Origin of the sequence: Halorubrum sp. Ib24, assembly GCF_002252745.1 — an archaeon.
Taxonomy (GTDB): domain Archaea; phylum Halobacteriota; class Halobacteria; order Halobacteriales; family Haloferacaceae; genus Halorubrum.
This window is the reverse complement of the sequence record NZ_NHOX01000043.1, coordinates 31,597-50,008: the sequence shown is the minus strand read 5'-3', so window position 1 is coordinate 50,008 and position 18,412 is coordinate 31,597. Positions and strand designations below refer to the sequence as shown.

Sequence of the window (18,412 nt, the reverse complement as noted above, 5' to 3'; positions counted from 1 at the left end):
CAAAAGGCTTGCCGCACCCCCGTTCGGATCCGGTACCGCTCGCGCCGCGTCACGCGAGTCCGGAACGGGCATCCGATCCCCCGCTACTTCCGGTCCAGGTACTCCTGTTGAACGGCGACGATCTCGGCCGAGTCCTCGCAGTCGGCGTACCGCCGAAGCGGCTCCTCGTTGAGGTCGAGGAACGTCTCTCCCCACGTGAACTTCGCCATGACTCGCTCCGCGTGGTCGGGCTCACCGAGGATCGCGAGCGCGGCCGCGAACGCCTCCACCGTCGTGAGCCGCATCGGTCGGCCGAAGTTCACGGGGTTGCCGGCGACGAGGTACGGGAGCGCGCGGTGCTCGCCGGGGAGGCTGAACATCTTCTCGCCGGCCGACTCCCACGAGCAGTCCAGCGCGACGAGCGCGTTCTCGCGGGCGAGTTCGGCGTCGGCGGGTGAGAGGGCGCGCTCGGCGTGCGGGTTGAGCACGACCCCGTAGGGAGTCGCGCGGTCCGAGCGGTGCAGCTCGGCGAGGTCGAACCGCGCGAGCTTCCGGGCCGTGCACTTGTCGGGGTCGTCGTCGCCCTCGTACCGGACGTGCAGGTCCACACCCGGCGTTCGCGGGAGCCGCGTATAAGCCGTGCGGACGGGACGAGGCGAAAAAATGTCGCGGCGGTCGTTCCCGCCCGATCACGGGGCGCGAGTCCGCGTCACGAACGGGCCGCGGTCGTCGCTTTCCGGCGGGACGCGCGTTTGCGTCCCGATCGGCTCCGATTCGCCTTCGGTTGTGGGTTCACTCATCGCGGTCAGTGCTCGTGGCCGACCACGTAAATGCGTTCGGCTGAAAAAATCATTATTTCGCATATTTCCTAATATGTGTTTGCTTACTATCTCTAACTTTGCTTATACGTTTTCTAAACACGCTTTCAACTGGACGTTAGGCTGGTTTGTAAAGGCATGACGGGAGACGGATTCGACGTCGCGGTCTCCACGCTCCGCGGGGTGTCCCGAATACCGTCAAACCGGCCCGGTACCGGCGGGGTTTTTCCTCGTCGCCCCGCAGGAGTCCGTATGGAGCTGTTCGCCGTCCCGGACCTCCCGGAGATCCGGGAGGGAGACGACCTCGCGGCCATGATCGACGAGCGCGTCGACCTCCGCGAGGACGACGTCGTCGTCGTCGCCAGCACCGTCGTCTCCAAGGCCGAGGGACGGACGTTCGACCTCTCCGACTTTCCGGCCGGGCCGCGCGCGAACGAGGTCGGCGACCGGCTCGCGGAGCTCTCGGGCGAGGAGAAGGACCCGCGCTTCGCGCAGGCCGTCATCGAGGAGTCGACGGAGCTCATCATGGAGGCGCCGTTCCTCCTGACGGCGACGCGCTTCGGCCACATCGGCGTCAACGCCGGGATCGACCGGTCGAACGTCCCCGACGGCGACCTGCTGCTGCTCCCGGAGCGCCCCTCCGAGAGCGCGGAGCGGATCCGCGAGGAGCTCGCGGCCGACCGGGTGGTCGTCAGCGACACCTGCGGGCGACCGTTCCGCCACGGCCAGCGCGGGGTCGCGATCGGCTGGGCCGGCCTGCCGGCGAGCCGCGACTGGCGCGGCGAGCGGGACCGCGACGGCCGGGAGATGGGCGTCACCGTCCAGAACGTCATCGACGAGCTCGCCGCGGCGGCGAACCTCGTCGCCGGCGAGGGCGACGGCGGGACGCCGGTCGTCGTCGTCCGGGACTGGACGTTCGGCGACCACGAGGGCTCTGAAAACCACTTCCGCGAGGTCGCGGGCGACTTCGTCCGGCAGGCGCTGCGCGACTGGAGCTACGAGGACAGCTGAACCGGAGCTACGAGGACAACTGACATGCTCGGTATCGAACTCACCCCCGAACACGACCTGCACCGCCTCGTCGACCTCGGCGTCCGCGCCGAGGAGGCCGGCTACGACGCCGTCTACTCGACGTGTCACTACAACAACCGCGACCCGTGGGCGTTCCTCTCGCAGCTCGCGACCGCCACGGAGTCGGTCCGGATCGGCCCGGGCGTCGCGAACCCCTACGAGACCCACCCCGTGACGCTCGCCTCCCGGGTCGCCGCCGTCGACGAGCTCTCCGAAGGACGCGCCGTCTTCGGGCTCGGCCCCGGCGACCCCTCCACGCTGGCGAACCTCGGGCTCGCCGACGAGCGCGGGCTCCGCTCCGTGCTGGAGGCGTTCAAGACCGCGCAGAAGCTGTGGGCAGGCGAGCGCGTCGACCACGACGGCACGTTCGACGCCAGCGAGGCGGGGCTCAACTACGAGCCGCCGCAGGGCGCGGACATCCCGATCCACGTCGGCGGCGAGGGCCCGCACATGTGCCGGATGGCGGCGAAGCACGCGGACGGCCTGCTGTACAACGGCTCGCACCCGAAGGACCTCGAGTGGGCCCGCGAGCAGGTCGACGACGGGCTCGCCGACCGGCCGGATCACCGCGGCGGCTTCGACCTGATCGCGTACGCCGCGGTCTCGATCGACGAGGACGAGGACGCGGCCCGCGAGGCCGCCCGACCCCCGGTCGCCTTTATAACTGCGGGCGCGGCGCCGCCGGTGTTGAAGCGTCACGGGATCGACCCGGACGCGGCGTCCGAAATCGGCGAGCGCGTCTCCGCGGGCGAGTTCTCGGCGGCGTTCGACCTGGTGACGCCGGCGATGGTCGACGCGTTCTGCATGGCCGGCTCGCCGGCGACCGTCCGCGAGCGCGCGGCGGCCGTGGCCGACCACGCCGACGGGCTCGTCGTCGGCTCGCCGCTCGGCCCGGACCTGGAGTCGGCGGTCGACCTCGCGGCCGAGACCGTCGACGGCCTCTTTTAACTCGCCCCCCGCGCTCCCGCGGTCCGAGAATCGAGAATCGCTCCTGAGAACTCGGGGCAGAGGTTCTTAAGCCGCTTCGGCCCAGTTCGGATCATGTCGAGCGACCGAGAGCGACGCCGGGGAGTTCGCGAGCGGTACGAGGCCCTCCTCTGGGCCACGATGGACCGCCTCGGCGTCTCCGAGTCGATAGAGCGCAAAATCCTGACGGCCGTCGGCATCCAGTTCCTCGTCACCGTCGGCATCTTCCTCACCCCGTTCGTCCTCTCCGGGGCCCTCGCGTCCGCGGTCTCCGGCACGCTGTTCCTCGGGGCGATCGCGGCGATCTACAACACGCTGCTCATCGTGCGCCGGGACTTCGTCGCGCCGCTCCGACGCCTCGAAGCCGGAGCCGACTCGATCGCGGCGGGCGACGTCCGTCGTGACGGGTCCGGCGATCAGGCGGACGAGCCGGTGGGCCGCGATCGTTCTGACGAGCGGGTTGTCCGCGATCGTTCTCACGGACCCGTGGGCCGCGACCAGCCCGACGAGATCGGCGGCCTCGTCCGCTCGTTCGTCGAGGTCGAACGCTACTTGGGGACCGTCTCGGCGCAGGCCGAGGCGCTCGCCGCGCAGGAGTTCGACGACCCGGTCCTCGACGAGGAGGTCCCGGGGGAGTTCGGCGACGCCTTAGACGAGATGGCCGCGAACATGGCGGCGTACACGACAGAACTGGAGTCGGTCGTCGGCGCGTTCGGAGACGCCGCCGAGCGCGCGCAGGCGGGCGACCTCACCGCGACGATCGACGCCGAGTCGCTCGGCACCGACGACGACCGGTACGCCGAGCTCGTCGGGAACTACAACCGACTCGTCGCGACGGTCGGCGAGACGATCGGCGAGGTCCGGTCGTTCACCGAGGGCGTCGCGGCGTCGAGCGACGACGTGCGGGCGAGCATGGACGAGGTCGACGACGCGTCCGAGGAGGTCGCGCGGTCGGTACGGGAGATATCCGACGGCGCGAGCGAGCAGACGGACGACCTGGACGCCGTCTCGGCGGAGATGAGCACGCTGTCGGCGACCGTCGAGGAGATCGCCGCCTCCGCCGACGACGCGGCGACGACGGCCCGGAGCGCCGCGGACCGCGGTCGAGCCGGCCGGGAGGAGGCCGCCGAGGCGATCGCCGAACTGGAGGCCCTCGAAGCGCGGATCGGGGAGACGGCGACCGCCGTCGAAAGCCTCGTCGACCGGATCGACGAGATCGACGAGATCGCGGCCGTGATCGACGGGATCGCGGAGGAGACGAACCTGCTCGCGCTGAACGCCTCGATCGAGGCCGCTCGGGCCGACGGCTCCGGCGACGGGTTCGCGGTCGTCGCCGACGAAGTGAAGGCGCTCGCGGAGGAGACCCGGGCCGAGGCGGCGGCGATCTCGGACCGGATCGACGGCATACAGTCGGTGTCGACCGACACGGCGGCCGACGTCGACGCGATGGAGTCGCAGGTGTCCGAGAGCGTCGGCGCGGTCGAGTCGACCCTCCGAGAGTTCGAGGAGGTCGTCGAGGACGTGACCGTGGTCGACGAGACGGTTCAGGAGATCAGCGAGGCGACCGACGACCAGGCCCGGACGACCCAGGAGGTCGTCGACATGGTCGAGGACGTGGCGGCGGTGAGCGGCCAGACCGCGAGCGAGGCCGAGACCGTCGCCGCGGCGGCGGCGCAACAGACCGCGAGCGTCTCCGAGGCGACCGACAGCGCGCACGCGCTCTCCGACCGGTCCGACGAACTCCTCGCGAGGCTCGACGAGTTCGAGGTGCCGGCGGAACCGGTCGCGGGGACGCCGCGGCCGACGGGGTCGGAGTCGGGGACGTCGGCCCGGACGCGGCCGGCCTCGACCGACGACTGAGCCCGGTCGCGACCGCGGTCGACGCCGTCGCAGAGGATCCGGTCGCGACCGCGGTCCACGTCGCCGCGGCGAGTGAGGTCGACGCCCGCTTACTGCTCGGAGCGACCGCGACCGCCGAGCGAGGGGATCTTCACGCCGATCTCCTGTAACAGGGCGCCGACCGCGGCGTAGCCGAGCGCGGCCACGGAGGCGACGATCAGGACCTGCCCGACGAGGACGAGCAGCGCCGAGAGCGGGTCTCCGGCGCCGAGGATGAGGTCGTTCAGGAAGATGTCGAGGAAGCGGCCGATGTCGCCGACGACCCGCGCGACGAAGTCGATGAGCGCGAACATGGACGGGCGTTGATCCGCGGGGTACTTGGGTGTTGAGTTCTCGGCCGCTATCCCTTCGGAATACGGACGGCGCCCCGCTCGGAGGCGGGCCGACGCGACGGCTGCTCCCCGCCGAGTCGGTTCCGATAACCGAACGCCTTACACCGAACGGACACGGACGTGACGGTAATGAACGCGTTGACGGACCTGTTCGCCGAGAACACGCTCCTGTGGGTCCTCACCGGTGTCCTCGCGTACTCCGCGGCCGCGCTGTGGCTCCGGGACCGCGGGATACTGCCGGAGTCGGTCGGCGTCTCCGGTCCGATACTGACCCTCCGCACGCTCCGGGGCCGGGAGTTCCTCGACCGGCTCGCGGCCCCGAGACGCTTCTGGCGCGGGCTCGCGAACCTCGGGCTCGGCGGGGCCCTCGTCGCGATGATCGGGTCGTTCTTCCTGATCCTCTCGTCGGCGGCCTCGGCGCTGAACACCGCTCAGCCCTCCGCGATCCGGCAGCCGCAGAACTTCCTCATCATCCCCGGCGTCAACGACTTCCTGCCGCTGTCGGTCGCGCCCGAGATCGTCGGCGGGCTCGCGGTCGCGATGGTCGTCCACGAGGGCGCGCACGGCCTGCTGTGCCGCGTCGAGGACATCGACATCGAGTCGATGGGACTCGTCTTCTTCGCGGTCCTGCCCGTCGGCGCCTTCGTCGAACCGGACGAGGAGGCGACGCAGGCGGTCTCCCGCGGCGCCCGCGCCCGGATGTTCGCGGCCGGCGTCACCGCCAACACGCTGCTCACGGTGCTCGTGTTCGCGCTGCTGTTCGGCCCCGTCGCCGGCGCCATCTCGCCGGCGCCCGGCTACGCCGTCGGCGAGGTGAACCCCGGTTCGCCGGCCGAGGCCGCGGACCTCGCGGCGGGTGACCGGATCGTCGAGGTCGGCGGCGCGCCGGTCGACACGGCCGCCGAGTTCGAGGCCGCGCTCGCGGACGCGGGCGACACGGTGACCGTCACGGCCGACGACGGCGACGGGGAGCGCACCGTCGAGGTCGAGCGCTCGCTGCAGGCGGTCGGCTCCGCCGGCGGGAACCCCCTCGGCGTGATGATCGCGGAGGCGCCGCTGACCGTCGAGTCGGTGAACGGCGACCCGGTGGCGACCGAGCGCGGCTTCTACGAGGCCGTCGGCGACGCGGAGCGAGCCACGGTGTCGGTGAGGAGCGCCGGCGGCGACGGGGGCAACGCGACGACCGCGGAGATCCCGATCGGCGCCTACGCGCTCGGCGTGCAGGAGGACGGCCCGCTCGACGACGCCGGGGCGGCGCCCGGCGAGCCGCTGACGATCGTCTCGATCGACGGGGAGCGGATCCACGACGCCGGAGACCTCTCGGCGGTCCTCGGCGAGCGCGACCCCGGCGCGACGGTCGAGGTGATCGCCTACGACGCCGCGGACGAGCGGCAGACGTACGACGTCGAGCTGGCCCCGCACCCGAACCGCGACGGCGGGTTCGTTGGCGTCTCGGTGTTCCCCGGATCGAGCGGGCTCGCGCTCGACGACTTCGGCGTCTCCGAGTACCCCGCCGGCGCGTACCTCGAACTGCTCGGCGGCGACGGCGGCGAGGCCGCGGGCGACGGAATGGCGCTCGGCGGCCTGACCGACTCGCCGCTCGGGCTCGTGTTCGTCTCGCTCATCCTCCCGCTCGGCAGTCTCTTCGGGCTCCCGTTCAACTTCGCGGGGTTCACCGGCGACGTGACGAACTTCTTCGTCGTCGACGGGGCCTCCGGCGCGCTCGCCGGCGGGGTCTTCCTGCTCGCGAACCTCCTCTTCTGGACCGGCTGGATCAACATCCAGCTCGCGCTGTTCAACTGCCTCCCGGCGTTCCCGCTCGACGGCGGGCGGATCCTCCGGATGGTCGCCGAGGCGGTGATCAGTCGGATCCCGCTCTCCGACCGGCACGCCGCGGTCCGGACGATCACCGTCTCGTCGGGGCTCGTGATGCTCGCCGGGCTGATCGCGATGGTGTTCGGCAACCAGATCCTCGCGGCGCTCGGGCTGATCTGAGGCTCCGGGACCGCCGGCCGGGCCGGAGTTCCCGCGGTGTCCCCGCCGAAGGGGAAACGGGTTTCTCCGCGGGCCGAAACGGTGCGGTATGAGCCACGAACGCACCGTCGAGATAGAGGGGCACATCATCGACAGCGGGACGATGCAGCGCTGCTTCGGCGCCGTGATGGACCTCGGCGGCTCCTTCGACGTCGAGCGGTTCGACGTGGGAAAACACGAAGATGAGGAGTCCTACTGCCGGATGACGGTCTCGGCCGACGACGCGGAGACGCTCCGGGCGATCCTCCACGAGCTCCACCAGAACGGCGCGGTGCTCGAGAGTCCGACCGACGTGGACCTCGTCGCGGCCCCCGCGGACAGGGTCGTGCCGCCCGACTTCTACTCCACCACGAACCACCCGACCGAGGTGCTGTACGACGGGGAGTGGACCGAGGTCGAGCGGATCGAGATGGACTGCGCGCTGGTCGTGGAGCCGGACGGCGGTCCGAACGGCGAGCCGCGAGCGCACACGAAGGTGCTCAACGCGGTCGAGGAGGGTGACCTGATCGCGACCGACCAGTCGGGGATCCGAGTGCGGCCGCCGGAGCGCCCGCGGAGCGGCGGCGGCGCCTTCGGCTTCATGCAGGGCGGGGTCTCCGCGGAGCGGCCCTCCGAGTCCACCATCCGCGAGGTCGCCGCGGAGCTCCGCGCGGTGAAGCGCTCGGGCGGCACCGTGATGGTCGTCGCGGGGCCGGCCGTGATCCACTCGGGCGCGGGCGACGCGCTCGCGGACCTCGTCGCCGCGGGGTACGTCGACGCGCTCTCGGCCGGGAACGGCTTCGCGACCCACGACCTGGAGCGCTCGCTGTACGGCACGTCGCTCGGGATGGACGTCGAGACGCTCGAACACCCGCGGAAGGGGCACAAACACCACATCTGGACCATCTCGGAGATCATCCGCGCGGGCGGGATCGAACCCGCCGTGGAGGAGGGGATCGTCACCGAGGGCGTGATGTACGAGTGCGTCGAGCGCGACGTCGACGTCGTCCTCGGGGGCTCGATCCGCGACGACGGGCCCCTGCCGGACACGATCACCGACGCCGTCGAGGCGCAGAACGCGATCCGCGAGCAGGCCCACGAGGCCGACATCGTGATCATGCTCGCGACGCTGCTCCACTCGGTCGCCGTCGGCAACTGCCTCCCGTCGACGACGAAGACCGTCTGCGTCGACATCAACCCGGCGACCGTCACCCAACTGCTCGACCGGGGCTCGGCGCAGGCCGTGGGGATGGTCACCGACATCGGGACGTTCGTGCCGACGCTCGCGGAGTTCGTGCTGGAGGGCGGGGACGAGGGTGAGGCCGGCAACGGGGACGACATCGAGGCCGGGAGCGGGGGCGAGGAGGCGTGAGCGTCGCGCTTCGACCGTACGACCCCGCGAGCGACGCCGACGACCTGTACGAGTGTAAGCTCGCCTTCGAGCGCGGGCTCGGCGCGAACACCGGCGGCGACGACAAGGCGGCCGTCTACGAGGGGAAGCTCACCGACGAGTACCGGAAGGAGTGGCTGGCGTGGGTCGAGCGATGCGTCGCCGACGACGAGCGGTGCGTGGCGGTCGCGGTCGACGAGGGGGAGGGCGAGTCGGTCGTCGGCTACGTCTTCGTGCTTCCCGAGCGGCTGGCGATGATCTGGGACGCGGCCGTGATAAACGAGCTCTACGTCGCCCCGGAACACCGCGGCACGGGCGTCGCCGACGACCTGATGGCCGCCGCCGTCGACCTCGCGGGCGACCAGTCGCTCCCGCTGGACCGGGTGGTGCTCGACGTCGACCCCGCGAACGAGCGCGCCCGGGCGTTCTACGACCGCCACGGCTTCGAATCGTGGGGCGAGATGGTCGCGCGACCGGTCGACCGCGACTGAGTCGCGGCCGCGCGACCCCCTTCCGAAGGTACAAGCCTCCCTGCCCGTTCCCCGGATCCATGTACGACATCGGCATCGTCGGCTGCGGCGTGATCGGGACCCGGCTCGCCGCCGCGGTCGACGCCCACGATCGGTACGAGCTCGCCGCGGCCTGCGACCTCGACGCGGACCGGGCCGCCTCCCTGGCGGCCGACTACGGCACGGCGTCGACGGCGACAATGACCGATCACGCGGCGCTCGCGGAGCGAGAGGGGCTCGACGCCGTCTACGTCGGCGTCCCCCCGGTCGCTCACGAGGCGGTGGTCACCGACGCGCTCGACGCCGGCCGCCACGTGATCTGCGAGAAGCCCATCGCGGCGGACGCCGAGGCGGGCCGGCGGATGAGCTCCCTCGCCGCGGACCGGGACCTCGCGACCGCGGTGAACCTCCCGTTCCGGTACACGCCCGGATTCGTCCGGCTTCGAGAGCTGGTCGAAGCGGGCGCGATCGGCGACCCGCGCCGGGTCGAACTCCGGTTCCGCTTCCCGCAGTGGCCGCGCGAGTGGCAGGACGTCGCGTGGCTGGAGTCGCGCGAACAGGGCGGCCCGCTGCGGGAGGTCGGGACCCACTTCCTCTTCGGCGTCCGGGAGCTGTTCGTCGCCGTCGACGCGGTGAGCGCGGACGTCGGCTACGCGGGGCCGGACGCGTACGAGGACGACGTCGTCGGGACGTTCCGGGCCGACGGCCTTCGGGGGACGATCGACCTGCTCTGCGACCACGAGGGCGAGGAGGAGAACGTCGTCACGGTCGTCGGGGACGACGGGTCGCTCTCGCTGACTGAGTGGCACCGGCTCGTTCGCGACCGCGGCCGCGAGGGCGAGCGGACCCTCGTCGACGAGCGCGGCGACACCACCGCGGCGCTGCTGACCGAGTTCGCGCGGGCGATGGACGGCGACGGGGGCGACCTCGTCTCCTTCGGGGAGGCGACCCGGGTCCAGGCGGCGCTCGAAGCGATCCACGCGTCGGACGGGGACCGCGTCGCCCTCGACGGCTGACGGCGGACCGGAACCGCAGGACGTGAGAACGCCGGACAGGAGTTATATGCGTGCCGCCGCGACCTTCGGATATGAGCTATCTCGTGGCCACCGACGGATCGACTGAGAGCGATGAGGCGGTCCGGTACGCCGCGCGTCAGGCGGTCGCGTTCTACGAGACCCTCGAGATCGCCCACGTGTTGACGCCGGACTCGGAGCTCGTCGACGGAACGATCGTCCTCCCGGGCGAGGAGGCCGCGGTCGAGGCCGGCCAGAGCGTCCTCGCCAACGCCGAGACGGTCGCCGAGGAGGCGGTCGGCGACGAGTCCATCGACGTGGAGACGCAGCTGCTCACCGGTCGCCCGGCCGACGCGATCGCCGACTACGCCGCCGAGGCGGACGTCAACGCCATATACGTCGGTCACCGGGGGCTGAGCGAGGAGCGCGAGCAGGTCGTCGGCAGCGTCGCGAAGAGCGTCGTCGACAAGGCGGACGTGCCGGTGACTGTGATCCGGTAGCGTCGGCCGCGATCGCCGCGCTCGACGGGCGAGGAGTGCCGACCGAGGACGTCCGCGGCGGCCGCGGCGTCAGAGACGACGGCAATGACCACCAGTACCGGGCCTTCAAAACCGTCGCCCGCGTAACATGAGGTGATGTCTGAGGAAGTACTCGTCACGGCGGACTGGGTGGAATCGAACCTCGACGCGTTTCAGGACGACGACTCCGATCACCGGCTCGTCGAGATCAACAATCCGACCGTCACAGACGAGTCGGAGTACACGCCGTACGAAGAGGGGCACATCCCCGGCGCGCTGAACTTCGAGTGGGACGAGGTGTTCACCGACGAGACGGAGCGCGACATCGTCTCGAAGGCGGACTTCGCGGCCCGCAACGGGGAAGCCGGAATCGACGCCGACACGACGGTCGTCGTCTACGGCGGCGGCCGCGTCCCGAACTGGTTCGCGCTGTTCGGCTACTGGATCTACAAGTACTACGGTCACGATGACGTCCGCGTTATCGACGGCGGGAAGGGGTACTGGGTCGCCAACGACTACCCGCTCACGACCGAGGAGCCCGACTTCACGCCGCGCGACTACGAGGCCCGCGGCCCCTTCGAGAGCGTCCGCGCCTACAAGGACGACATCGACAAGGCGATCGAGGAGGGGATCCCGATGGTCGACGTCCGCTCGCCCGAGGAGTTCTCCGGCGAGGTCATCGCGCCCGAGGGACTCAACGAGACGGCCCAGCGCGGCGGCCACATCCCCGGCGCCAGCAGCGTCCCGATCGGGACCACGCTGAACGAGGACGGCACGTTCAAGAGCGCCGACGAGCTCCGCGAGCTGTACAGCGAGGCCGGCGTCGACGGCGACGAGTCCACGATCACCTACTGCCGCGTCGGCGAGCGCTCGTCGATCGAGTGGTTCCTCCTGCACGAACTGCTCGGCTACGACGACGTCCGTAACTACGACGGCTCGTGGACCGAGTGGGGCAACCTCGTCGGCGCGCCGATCGAGACGGGCGAGTAAGCGGCGCTCGGTCGCCGCCGTCGACCCGCTGACGCTATTTAAATAAGTCACTAAGCGAGGAGGACGCCGCGCACGCCCGTTCGGCGGCAAGGTCTCCGCGGTGTCGGCCGCCGGCCGTCCGGGTCTGCCGGCCACCCGGGCCGCCGCCGACAGGGCCTTGCGGCGAGAGCCCGTATCCGGGATCGAACATGGGTGCGGACGACCACGCGCCGACGCCGCCGACGGTCCCGGATCCGGAGGCGATTCGGTCGGTCACCGGGTCGCCGACCGAGGCCGGCACCGTGGTCTGGCACCGCGAGGACCTCCGGATCGCGGACAACCCCGCGCTCGCGACGGCCGCGTCCGCGTCCGCGGCCGCGGCGACGGAGCGCGATACCGACGAGGCGGCGACCGCGGAGGACGCTGACGGGACGGCGGCCGCGGAGGACGCCGACCCCGTCGTTCTCCCGCTGTTCGTCTTCGATCCCGCCTTCTACGGCGACCGCGGCCTCGCGTGCGACGCCCGGATCGCGTTCCTTCACGACTCCCTGCGCGACCTCGACCGACAGTACCGCGACGTGGGCGCGCCGGGCCTGACGTACGCCCACGGCGACCCGATCGAGGTGCTCGGTCGCTTCGTCGACGCCGGCTGGGACGTGGTCGCGACGCGGAGCGTGACCGGTCGGTACGGACTCCGGCGCGACGAGCGCGCCCGCGACGAGATCGGCGTCGAGTTCGTCGACGGCGACGGACTGGTCCGCGACGCCGATCGCTCGCGCCGGGAGTGGAAGGGAGCGATCGAGTCGTGGCTGGCCGCCGACGCGCACGACTGGGACCCGCGACGCGTCGACGTGGAGCGGATAGCGACCGGACCGGAATCGGGATCGGGCTCCGACTCGTCCCCGGACACCGGCGACTCGTTCGTTCCGTCGCCCGAGGCCGTCGCGGCCGCCTACGACGTGACCCCCGAGAAATCGAAGGTGCCGGACGGCGGTCGGGCGGCGGGCCGCGATCGGTTGGCGTCGTTCGCCGGGCGGCTCGGCGACTACCCCGGGAACATCTCCTCGCCGGTCGACGCCCGCGAGGGCACGAGCGGCCTCTCGCCGTACCTGCGGTTCGGCTGTCTCTCGCTTCGGGAGGTCCACCGGTACGTCGACGAGCACGCGCCGGACGGCCGGGGGAAGTCGATGTTCGTCTCCCGGCTGTTCTGGAACCGCCACTACCGGCAGAAGCTGGTCGACTGGCCGGGGTGGCTCGACGAGGCCGTCAACCCGGTGTACGCCGGATTCAACCGGGACCGACACGACCCGGAGCTCGTCGCGGCGTGGAAGGCCGGCGAGACCGGGTTTCCCATGGTCGACGCGAGCATGCGTTGCCTCCGCGAGACCGGTTGGCTCAACTTCCGGATGCGGGCGCTCTGCGCGAGCGTCTACTTCCACGTCCTCCAGCAGCCGTGGCGGATCGGCGCGGACCACTTCCACGAGCACCTGATCGACGCGGACGCCGCGATCAACTACACGCAGTGGCAGTCGCAGTGCGGGCTCGTGGGTCGCCCCGGGCTCCGGCTCTACAACCCGCGCAAGCAGGTCCGCGACCACGACCCGGACGGGGAGTTCATCGCGCGGTGGGTTCCCGAACTGGAGCCGCTCCCAGTCGAGCACCTCGACCGCCCCGAGCACGCCCCGCTCGCCGTTCAGGCTGAGTGCGGCGTCTCGATCGGCGAGGAGTACCCCTACCCCGTCATCGACTTCGAGGCGGCCCGCGAGGAGTTCCAGCGGCGGTACTACGACGCGCATCCCGAGGCCGCCGCTAGGCTGGCGGACGAGCGGATCGCCCGCCGCGCCTCCCTTTCGGGCGGACTCGACGCCGCACGGGCGATCGCGGAGGAGCACGGGAGCGAGGCCTCGGAACGAGGGGCCGAAGCGAGCGGCGGTGCCGGCGAGGCGACCGCTGACGGGCGTCGGCGCGGTCGTCAGACCGATCTGTGCGCCTTCGACGACGACGGCTGACCGACGAGCCGGCGTGGGAACGTATTTACATGTGTGTACCGTATTGTGAATCATGAACCAGAATGTCGGTTCCACGGACAAGCGCGTCAGAACGGCCCTCGGTGCGGTGTTCGGAATCGCCTCGCTCGCGACGCTCGCGGGAGCGGTTCCGGTGCCGGCGTTGGCCGCGCCCGTCCTCGGCGTCGTCTCGCTGATCATGCTCGGGACCGCCGCGACCGGCACGTGCGCGCTCTACTCCCTGCTCGGCGTCGACACGTGCCCGGCGTCGGCCGGCGGCTCCCGGTAAGACCCTCGACCGGTCCGAGCTTTCACGTACAGAAGGGTTGAGACGGTTCTTCTCGACGGTTTCGAACCACCGGCGACGGTAGCCTCAAGTGTGGCTAGTCGTAACGTGTGACATGAGCCTGCGACGCAGACCAATGACTGTCGTGTACGTGCGCGCGAACCGCTTCGCCGACCGAGGTGGCCGATCGTGAGCGACACCCCGACCGTCCTCGTGATCGGAGGCGGCGCGACCGGGGCCGGAGTCGCCCGCGACCTGGCGCTCCGCGGCGTCGACGTGACGCTCGTCGACCGCGGCGGGCTCGCCGGCGGCACCTCCGGGCGCTCGCACGGCCTGCTTCACAGCGGCGCCCGCTACGCGGAGGACGACCCCCGAGGCGCCGAGGAGTGCCTCCGCGAGAACCGGACGCTCCGCGAGATCGCCGGGGCGTGCCTCCGCGAGACCGACGGGCTGTTCGTCCGCCTCGGCGGCGACGACCCGGACTACTTCGAAGAGAAGGTGGCGGCCTGCGAGGAGATCGGGATCGAGACCGAGCGGCTCGACGCCGACGAGGCGCAGGCGGTCGTTCCGGGGCTCTCCGACGACGTCGCGGAGGCGTTCCGCGTGCCGGACGGCGTGATTTATCCCTCTCGGCTGGTCGCCGCGAACGCGGCCGACGCCGAGCGACACGGCGCCACCGTCCACACCGACGCGCCCGTCGAGGCCGTCGAGACGGCCGACGGCGCGGTCTCGACCGTGCGCGTCGGCGGCGACGTCGACGCCGCGCTCCGACCGGACCACGTCGTCAACGCGACGGGGGCGTGGGCCGACCGGATCGCCGACCTGGCCGGCGTCGATGTGGGGATGGCGCCGAGCCGCGGCGTGATGATATCCGTCGAGTACGACGGGCTCGATCCGGTGTTGAACCGGTGTCGCGACCCCGACGACGGCGACATCGTCGTCCCCCACGAGGGGGAGGCCGTGCTCGGCACGACGAGCGTCCCGGTCGACGACCCGGACGAGTACGAGACGGCCGACTGGGAGGTCGAGCGCTCGATCGAGGAGTGCGCGGCGATGCTCCCCGCGGTCGCCGAGGCCCCGGAGGTGAGACGGTGGTGGGGCGTCCGCCCCCTGTACGCGCCGGACGAGACGGGATCGAACCGGCGCGGGATCTCGCGCGGATTCACCGTGATCGACCACGCCGACGAAGGCGTCGGGAACCTCCACACGGTCGTCGGCGGGAAGCTGACGACCTACCGGGAGATGGCCGAGCTGACGGCCGACCGCGTCTGCGAGCGACTCGACGTCGACGCCGGCTGCGACACCGCGACGGAGCCGCTCCCCGGCGCCGACGACCCCGCTCGGCTCGACGAGTTTCGTCCGAACGTAACGCGCGGGGCGAACCCGACCGACGCCGGCGTCGTGAGCGCCGCCGCTGACGACGACTGAAACGGCGGGGATCGGACGGCGAGGGCGCCGGGGGCGAGTCCGGCTACTCGACGTCGTCGATCAGGTCGCCGAACACCGAGGTCGCGGTGTCGGGGACGTCGAAGTCGTGGTAGTGCTCGCCCTTCTCCTTCGAGAGGATGTTGAGGGCCGCGGCGGCGCCGTCGCCGGCCGAGATGACCGCCTGCCACTCCTCGGCGCGGACCATCCCGCCCGTCGCGTAGGCGCCGTCGACGCTGGTCTCCATCGAGACGTCGACGTCGACCGTCTCGTCGTCGCCGAGCGCGCAGCCGAGCGACTCCGCGAGGTCGCGGCTCGCGCCCGTGGCGAGCACGAGGTAGTCGGCCTCGTACTCGCCCGCCTCGGTCGTCACCGCGAACCCAGCGTCCGACTCGGCGACGTCGGTGACTTCCTCGCCCTGCTTCCGATCGACGCCGAAGTCGTCCGCCTGCTGGCGGAGGGTCGCGAGGAACTCGTCGCCACCGACCGAGCCGATCCCGGGGTAGTTGAACAGGTGCGCCTTGTGCATCCAGGTCTTGTCGGTGTCGAACAGGACCGCGTCGAGCCCGTTCTTGCCCGCGAACAGCCCCGCGCTGAGTCCGGCCGGTCCGCCACCGACGATCGCTACGTCTGCCATGCCGTCACTTCCCAAGCCGGGCTGATAAGCGTTGGCGGAACCGGCGACACGGGTGCGGTAGCGGACGATCGGCGATTGGCGGTCGGCGGTCGACGGACGGCGGTCGGCGGTCCGCTGGTCCGCGGGTCCGCGGCATACGACGAGAAGTCTGAGAGTGGAACGTCGTCGTGTCGTACTCCGTTCCGACTCTCGCCCTGCGTTCCGGTCTCCCTCGCGCTCTCGGTCGTCCCGCCGCCGACGTCTCGGGGGGGGCTTGGCCACGGGTCGTGCGGGTCACGGCTCGACGGCGCGTCGAGCTCGGGCGGCGGAGTAGTCGGGTCGCGTCGGAGCGCATCGCGAGGGCGCTGACAGCGGGCGCTGTGCTCGCCTTCCCCTCGGTCGACCCGCGCGCCGCGCGTCTTGGAAGAAGCGCGGCCGCGCCCCAGCTTCGCCCCTGCCGTGGCCCGTCGAATATCGGTCGAAACCGCGCCCCGGTTCGGGTCGCCGACCGGAAGTCGTGGCGCTTCGCCGCGCTCGCGGGCTCGGCGCGGCGGTCGGCGACGGCGCGGAAGTACTCGTCGGCGTTGGGGCCCTCGCGGGTCGACCGCGCGCGGGCGGCCGCCAGCGCGGCGTGGATCGCGCAGAGTCGGCCCTTCCACTCGGCGGGCTCCCAGCGCTCGGTAGCGAGTTCCTCGTAGCGCTGGATCGTGAGCGCGACGTCGCTGCCGGCGCGGAGGTCCTCGACGACGTAGAGGTTCAGGCGGTCCCAGAGGTTCCACGCGTAGCCGGAGCGCGCCAGCTCCCAGGCGGCCCACGCGGCGACCTCCTCGTCGGAGCGGCGCACGGCCTTCTGGAGCAGGCTGGAGACGGCGTAGCGGTTGTACCCCCCGTCGGTCTCGTTCGCCTCCTTCGGCTCGCCGAAGTCGTTGTCGCCGGTCGCGTCCGGCGTCGTGTCGGTCTCCAAGCTCCCGTCCGACCCGAACGTCGCCTGTCTGTCGTCGCCGTCGGCCATACGCCCGCTCCCGCCGCGAGCGACTTAAAAACCGCGCGCGGCGGGCGGGATCGGAGCGAGCCGGGCGGTGCCCGAGGCGCCCGCGGTACGGCGGATCACACCTGCGCTGAAAGGGAACCCTTAAGTCGAATCCAGCGGCTATGTTTCAGTGACCGCCCTTAGCTCAGCCTGGTAGAGCAGTCGACTGTAGATCGACTTGTCCCCCGTTCAATTCGGGGAGGGCGGACTGAACCTCAGCAACCGTGAGCGACAGCGAACGGTTGCTGAACGTGAGGGACGATCGACCCGAATTGAGCAGACGAGTCACAGCCCGGAACGGCGAGCGGAGCGAGCCGCACGCCCGGACTGTCTCGGTGAGTTCAATTCGGGGAGAGTGGATCCGAATTTTCCGTCTGTACCGGCTCTAATCCGGTTTGTCGTACTTTCGCCGTAGAAGACGTGAGCGACTAGTCCGCGTTTTCGGAAGACGCCCCGAAAAATCGGAGTGCAACAAGGTCGATCACACCCCCCGACGCTGTCCTGCGAATTTTGCAGTGGACGGGGGTGAAGCATGAGTGCGGAGCGCGACAGCGACGAGGCGATACAGGTCGCTGTCGACATCGACGGCGACGCGGTCGAGATCGAGCGCGAGCGGATCGAAACGGTGCGCGTCGATCAGCTCTTTCGGCCGGTCGAGGAGGGTAACTGCGACGCGCGGCTCCAGCTCTGGAGCGACAGCGCCGGCTGGAACGGCTACGAGAGACGCGGCGACCAATACTACCACGTCAACGTCCTTACCAGGACGATCGTCGAGGGTACCGAGGTCACCGTCGAATCGGAGTACATCCACGAGGAAGCCGTCCCGGCCGAGGACGTTGCGGAGTCCGTTCGGGATCACATCCTCGATAGACATGCAGGTGGCGTCGGTACCTTCGTTCGGGGGTGTTCCCCGCCATGAGCCGGGCGGAATCCCGCAGCGGGCTCGAAGAGTTCGGCCGCGTCGACACGCAGATCGGCGAGTCGATCAACTTCGAGCGGCTCGCCGGCACGGACGATACGAGCTGGAAGAAGGCGGTCCCCTACGAGTCGGACATCGAGACCGTGTCGCGGCTCGCGTTCAAAGTCAAGAGCCCCGATGGCGAGGAGTGGCACCACGTCGTCCTGGCCTGCGAGGGAGACCACCACGTCGGGCTCTGCGACTGCAAGGGCTGGGAGTACAACGACGGCCCCTGTGTCCACCTCTGCGCCCTCAGAAAGGCCGCATGGAAGGGCGTCACGCCGGAGCGGGACATCAACGGGCGAGTGGTCCGTATCTGCGACCTCGACGCCGTGGACCCGGCCGAGCGCCGCTACCCGTACCTCACGGAGAAGCAGCGCGAGGCGTACCTGGCGTGCGAACTCGGGGACAAGGGCGTCCGCCAGTTCCAGCGCGAGAAGGGCTACTCGTCGCCCGGTACGGTCTCGAACCGGCTCCGGGTCGCTCGCGAGAAAGTCCACGAGCACGAACAGCAGCTCCGCGCCGACGGCGGCACCGCCGCACGTCGCGACGGGGTCACCGACGATCGCCGGCTGCTCGGCGAGAGGGTGGACCGATGAACACCGTGATCCGTG

General features: G+C 70.9%; 17 protein-coding genes, 1 tRNA gene and 1 pseudogene. 15 read left to right on the top strand and 4 right to left on the bottom strand.

Going from position 1 to position 18,412, the window contains the following annotated elements; genetic code table 11:
- Positions 1-83 precede the first annotated feature (83 nt).
- Positions 84-587, bottom strand: a complete 504-nt coding sequence (locus DJ82_RS12385) for a DUF367 family protein (protein ID WP_094522517.1) — start codon at positions 585-587, stop codon at positions 84-86.
- 462 nt (positions 588-1,049) lie between these two features.
- On the opposite strand from DJ82_RS12385, the gene DJ82_RS12380 reads away from it, so the two are divergent.
- The 3 genes from DJ82_RS12380 to DJ82_RS12370 all read left to right on the top strand — a co-directional run bounded on the left by DJ82_RS12380 (position 1,050) and on the right by DJ82_RS12370 (position 4,694).
- A complete protein-coding gene (locus DJ82_RS12380) occupies positions 1,050-1,808 on the top strand; it encodes a coenzyme F420-0:L-glutamate ligase (protein WP_094581940.1) in 759 nt (252 codons plus the stop codon).
- A 24-nt stretch (positions 1,809-1,832) separates the two neighbouring features.
- Positions 1,833-2,816, top strand: a complete 984-nt coding sequence (locus DJ82_RS12375; RefSeq protein WP_094581939.1) for a 5,10-methylenetetrahydromethanopterin reductase — start codon at positions 1,833-1,835, stop codon at positions 2,814-2,816.
- A 159-nt stretch (positions 2,817-2,975) separates the two neighbouring features.
- A complete protein-coding gene (locus tag DJ82_RS12370; RefSeq protein WP_094581974.1) occupies positions 2,976-4,694 on the top strand; it encodes a methyl-accepting chemotaxis protein in 1,719 nt (572 codons plus the stop codon).
- An 89-nt stretch (positions 4,695-4,783) separates the two neighbouring features.
- Here the strand turns inward: DJ82_RS12370 and DJ82_RS12365 are convergent, their stop codons facing one another.
- Positions 4,784-5,026 (bottom strand): hypothetical protein, encoded by a 243-nt coding sequence (locus tag DJ82_RS12365; RefSeq protein WP_094522512.1) that lies wholly within the window; start codon positions 5,024-5,026, stop codon positions 4,784-4,786.
- 168 nt (positions 5,027-5,194) lie between these two features.
- Between DJ82_RS12365 and DJ82_RS12360 the strand changes: the two genes are divergently transcribed.
- The 9 genes from DJ82_RS12360 (at position 5,195) to DJ82_RS12320 (ending at position 15,197) form a co-directional block, all read left to right on the top strand.
- The gene (locus DJ82_RS12360) at positions 5,195-7,060 is read left to right on the top strand and encodes a site-2 protease family protein (RefSeq protein ID WP_094581938.1); all 1,866 of its coding nucleotides are present in this window, start codon (positions 5,195-5,197) and stop codon (positions 7,058-7,060) included.
- A gap of 88 nt (positions 7,061-7,148) precedes the next feature.
- Positions 7,149-8,450 carry a TIGR00300 family protein gene (locus DJ82_RS12355; RefSeq protein WP_094581937.1) on the top strand — a complete coding sequence of 434 codons (1,302 nt, stop codon included), beginning with the start codon at positions 7,149-7,151 and terminating at the stop codon, positions 8,448-8,450.
- Positions 8,447-8,959: a GNAT family N-acetyltransferase gene (locus tag DJ82_RS12350; protein ID WP_094581936.1), complete on the top strand. Its 513-nt coding sequence runs from the start codon at positions 8,447-8,449 to the stop codon at positions 8,957-8,959. The genes DJ82_RS12355 and DJ82_RS12350 overlap by 4 nt, the downstream gene beginning before the upstream one ends.
- Positions 8,960-9,018: 59 nt before the next feature.
- On the top strand, positions 9,019-9,993 hold the full coding sequence (locus DJ82_RS12345; RefSeq protein ID WP_094581935.1) for a Gfo/Idh/MocA family protein: 975 nt from the start codon (positions 9,019-9,021) through the stop codon (positions 9,991-9,993).
- Between the two features lie 71 nt (positions 9,994-10,064).
- The gene (locus DJ82_RS12340; RefSeq protein WP_094522504.1) at positions 10,065-10,490 is read left to right on the top strand and encodes a universal stress protein; all 426 of its coding nucleotides are present in this window, start codon (positions 10,065-10,067) and stop codon (positions 10,488-10,490) included.
- A gap of 135 nt (positions 10,491-10,625) precedes the next feature.
- A complete protein-coding gene (locus tag DJ82_RS12335; RefSeq protein WP_094581934.1) occupies positions 10,626-11,498 on the top strand; it encodes a sulfurtransferase in 873 nt (290 codons plus the stop codon).
- A 188-nt stretch (positions 11,499-11,686) separates the two neighbouring features.
- A complete protein-coding gene (locus DJ82_RS12330; protein WP_094581933.1) occupies positions 11,687-13,486 on the top strand; it encodes an FAD-binding domain-containing protein in 1,800 nt (599 codons plus the stop codon).
- A 52-nt stretch (positions 13,487-13,538) separates the two neighbouring features.
- Positions 13,539-13,772 carry a DUF2892 domain-containing protein gene (locus DJ82_RS12325; protein ID WP_094522498.1) on the top strand — a complete coding sequence of 78 codons (234 nt, stop codon included), beginning with the start codon at positions 13,539-13,541 and terminating at the stop codon, positions 13,770-13,772.
- Between the two features lie 186 nt (positions 13,773-13,958).
- The gene (locus tag DJ82_RS12320) at positions 13,959-15,197 is read left to right on the top strand and encodes an FAD-dependent oxidoreductase (RefSeq protein ID WP_094581932.1); all 1,239 of its coding nucleotides are present in this window, start codon (positions 13,959-13,961) and stop codon (positions 15,195-15,197) included.
- A 43-nt stretch (positions 15,198-15,240) separates the two neighbouring features.
- On the opposite strand, the gene DJ82_RS12315 is transcribed toward DJ82_RS12320, so the two are convergent.
- Together DJ82_RS12315 and DJ82_RS12310 are read right to left on the bottom strand one after the other, a co-directional pair.
- Entirely contained in the window at positions 15,241-15,831 is a 591-nt protein-coding gene (locus DJ82_RS12315) for an NAD(P)/FAD-dependent oxidoreductase (RefSeq protein ID WP_094558363.1), read from the bottom strand.
- Between the two features lie 194 nt (positions 15,832-16,025).
- Positions 16,026-16,822, bottom strand: a pseudogene (locus tag DJ82_RS12310) (hypothetical protein); the annotation flags it as partial.
- 152 nt (positions 16,823-16,974) lie between these two features.
- On the opposite strand from DJ82_RS12310, the gene DJ82_RS12305 reads away from it, so the two are divergent.
- From DJ82_RS12305 to DJ82_RS12295, 3 genes are all read left to right on the top strand, one after another.
- Positions 16,975-17,048, top strand: a tRNA-Tyr gene (locus tag DJ82_RS12305).
- Positions 17,049-17,372: 324 nt separating this feature from the next.
- Positions 17,373-17,759, top strand: coding sequence for a hypothetical protein (locus DJ82_RS12300; protein ID WP_094581931.1), 387 nt, complete (start codon positions 17,373-17,375; stop codon positions 17,757-17,759).
- Positions 17,756-18,397, top strand: a complete 642-nt coding sequence (locus DJ82_RS12295; RefSeq protein WP_094581930.1) for a hypothetical protein — start codon at positions 17,756-17,758, stop codon at positions 18,395-18,397. Before DJ82_RS12300 ends, DJ82_RS12295 begins: the two co-directional genes overlap by 4 nt.
- Positions 18,398-18,412 lie beyond the last annotated feature (15 nt).

Coding starts and splice junctions, on each gene's coding strand:
- DJ82_RS12380 (WP_094581940.1), top strand. CDS start 1,050: ATGGAGCTGTTCGCCGTCCCGGACCTCCCGGAGATCCGGGAGGGAGAC.
- DJ82_RS12375 (WP_094581939.1), top strand. CDS start 1,833: ATGCTCGGTATCGAACTCACCCCCGAACACGACCTGCACCGCCTCGTC.
- DJ82_RS12370 (WP_094581974.1), top strand. CDS start 2,976: ATGGACCGCCTCGGCGTCTCCGAGTCGATAGAGCGCAAAATCCTGACG.
- DJ82_RS12365 (WP_094522512.1), bottom strand. CDS start 5,026: ATGTTCGCGCTCATCGACTTCGTCGCGCGGGTCGTCGGCGACATCGGC.
- DJ82_RS12360 (WP_094581938.1), top strand. CDS start 5,195: ATGAACGCGTTGACGGACCTGTTCGCCGAGAACACGCTCCTGTGGGTC.
- DJ82_RS12355 (WP_094581937.1), top strand. CDS start 7,149: ATGAGCCACGAACGCACCGTCGAGATAGAGGGGCACATCATCGACAGC.
- DJ82_RS12345 (WP_094581935.1), top strand. CDS start 9,019: ATGTACGACATCGGCATCGTCGGCTGCGGCGTGATCGGGACCCGGCTC.
- DJ82_RS12340 (WP_094522504.1), top strand. CDS start 10,065: ATGAGCTATCTCGTGGCCACCGACGGATCGACTGAGAGCGATGAGGCG.
- DJ82_RS12335 (WP_094581934.1), top strand. CDS start 10,626: ATGTCTGAGGAAGTACTCGTCACGGCGGACTGGGTGGAATCGAACCTC.
- DJ82_RS12330 (WP_094581933.1), top strand. CDS start 11,687: ATGGGTGCGGACGACCACGCGCCGACGCCGCCGACGGTCCCGGATCCG.
- DJ82_RS12325 (WP_094522498.1), top strand. CDS start 13,539: ATGAACCAGAATGTCGGTTCCACGGACAAGCGCGTCAGAACGGCCCTC.
- DJ82_RS12315 (WP_094558363.1), bottom strand. CDS start 15,831: ATGGCAGACGTAGCGATCGTCGGTGGCGGACCGGCCGGACTCAGCGCG.
- DJ82_RS12300 (WP_094581931.1), top strand. CDS start 17,373: ATGAGTGCGGAGCGCGACAGCGACGAGGCGATACAGGTCGCTGTCGAC.
- DJ82_RS12295 (WP_094581930.1), top strand. CDS start 17,756: ATGAGCCGGGCGGAATCCCGCAGCGGGCTCGAAGAGTTCGGCCGCGTC.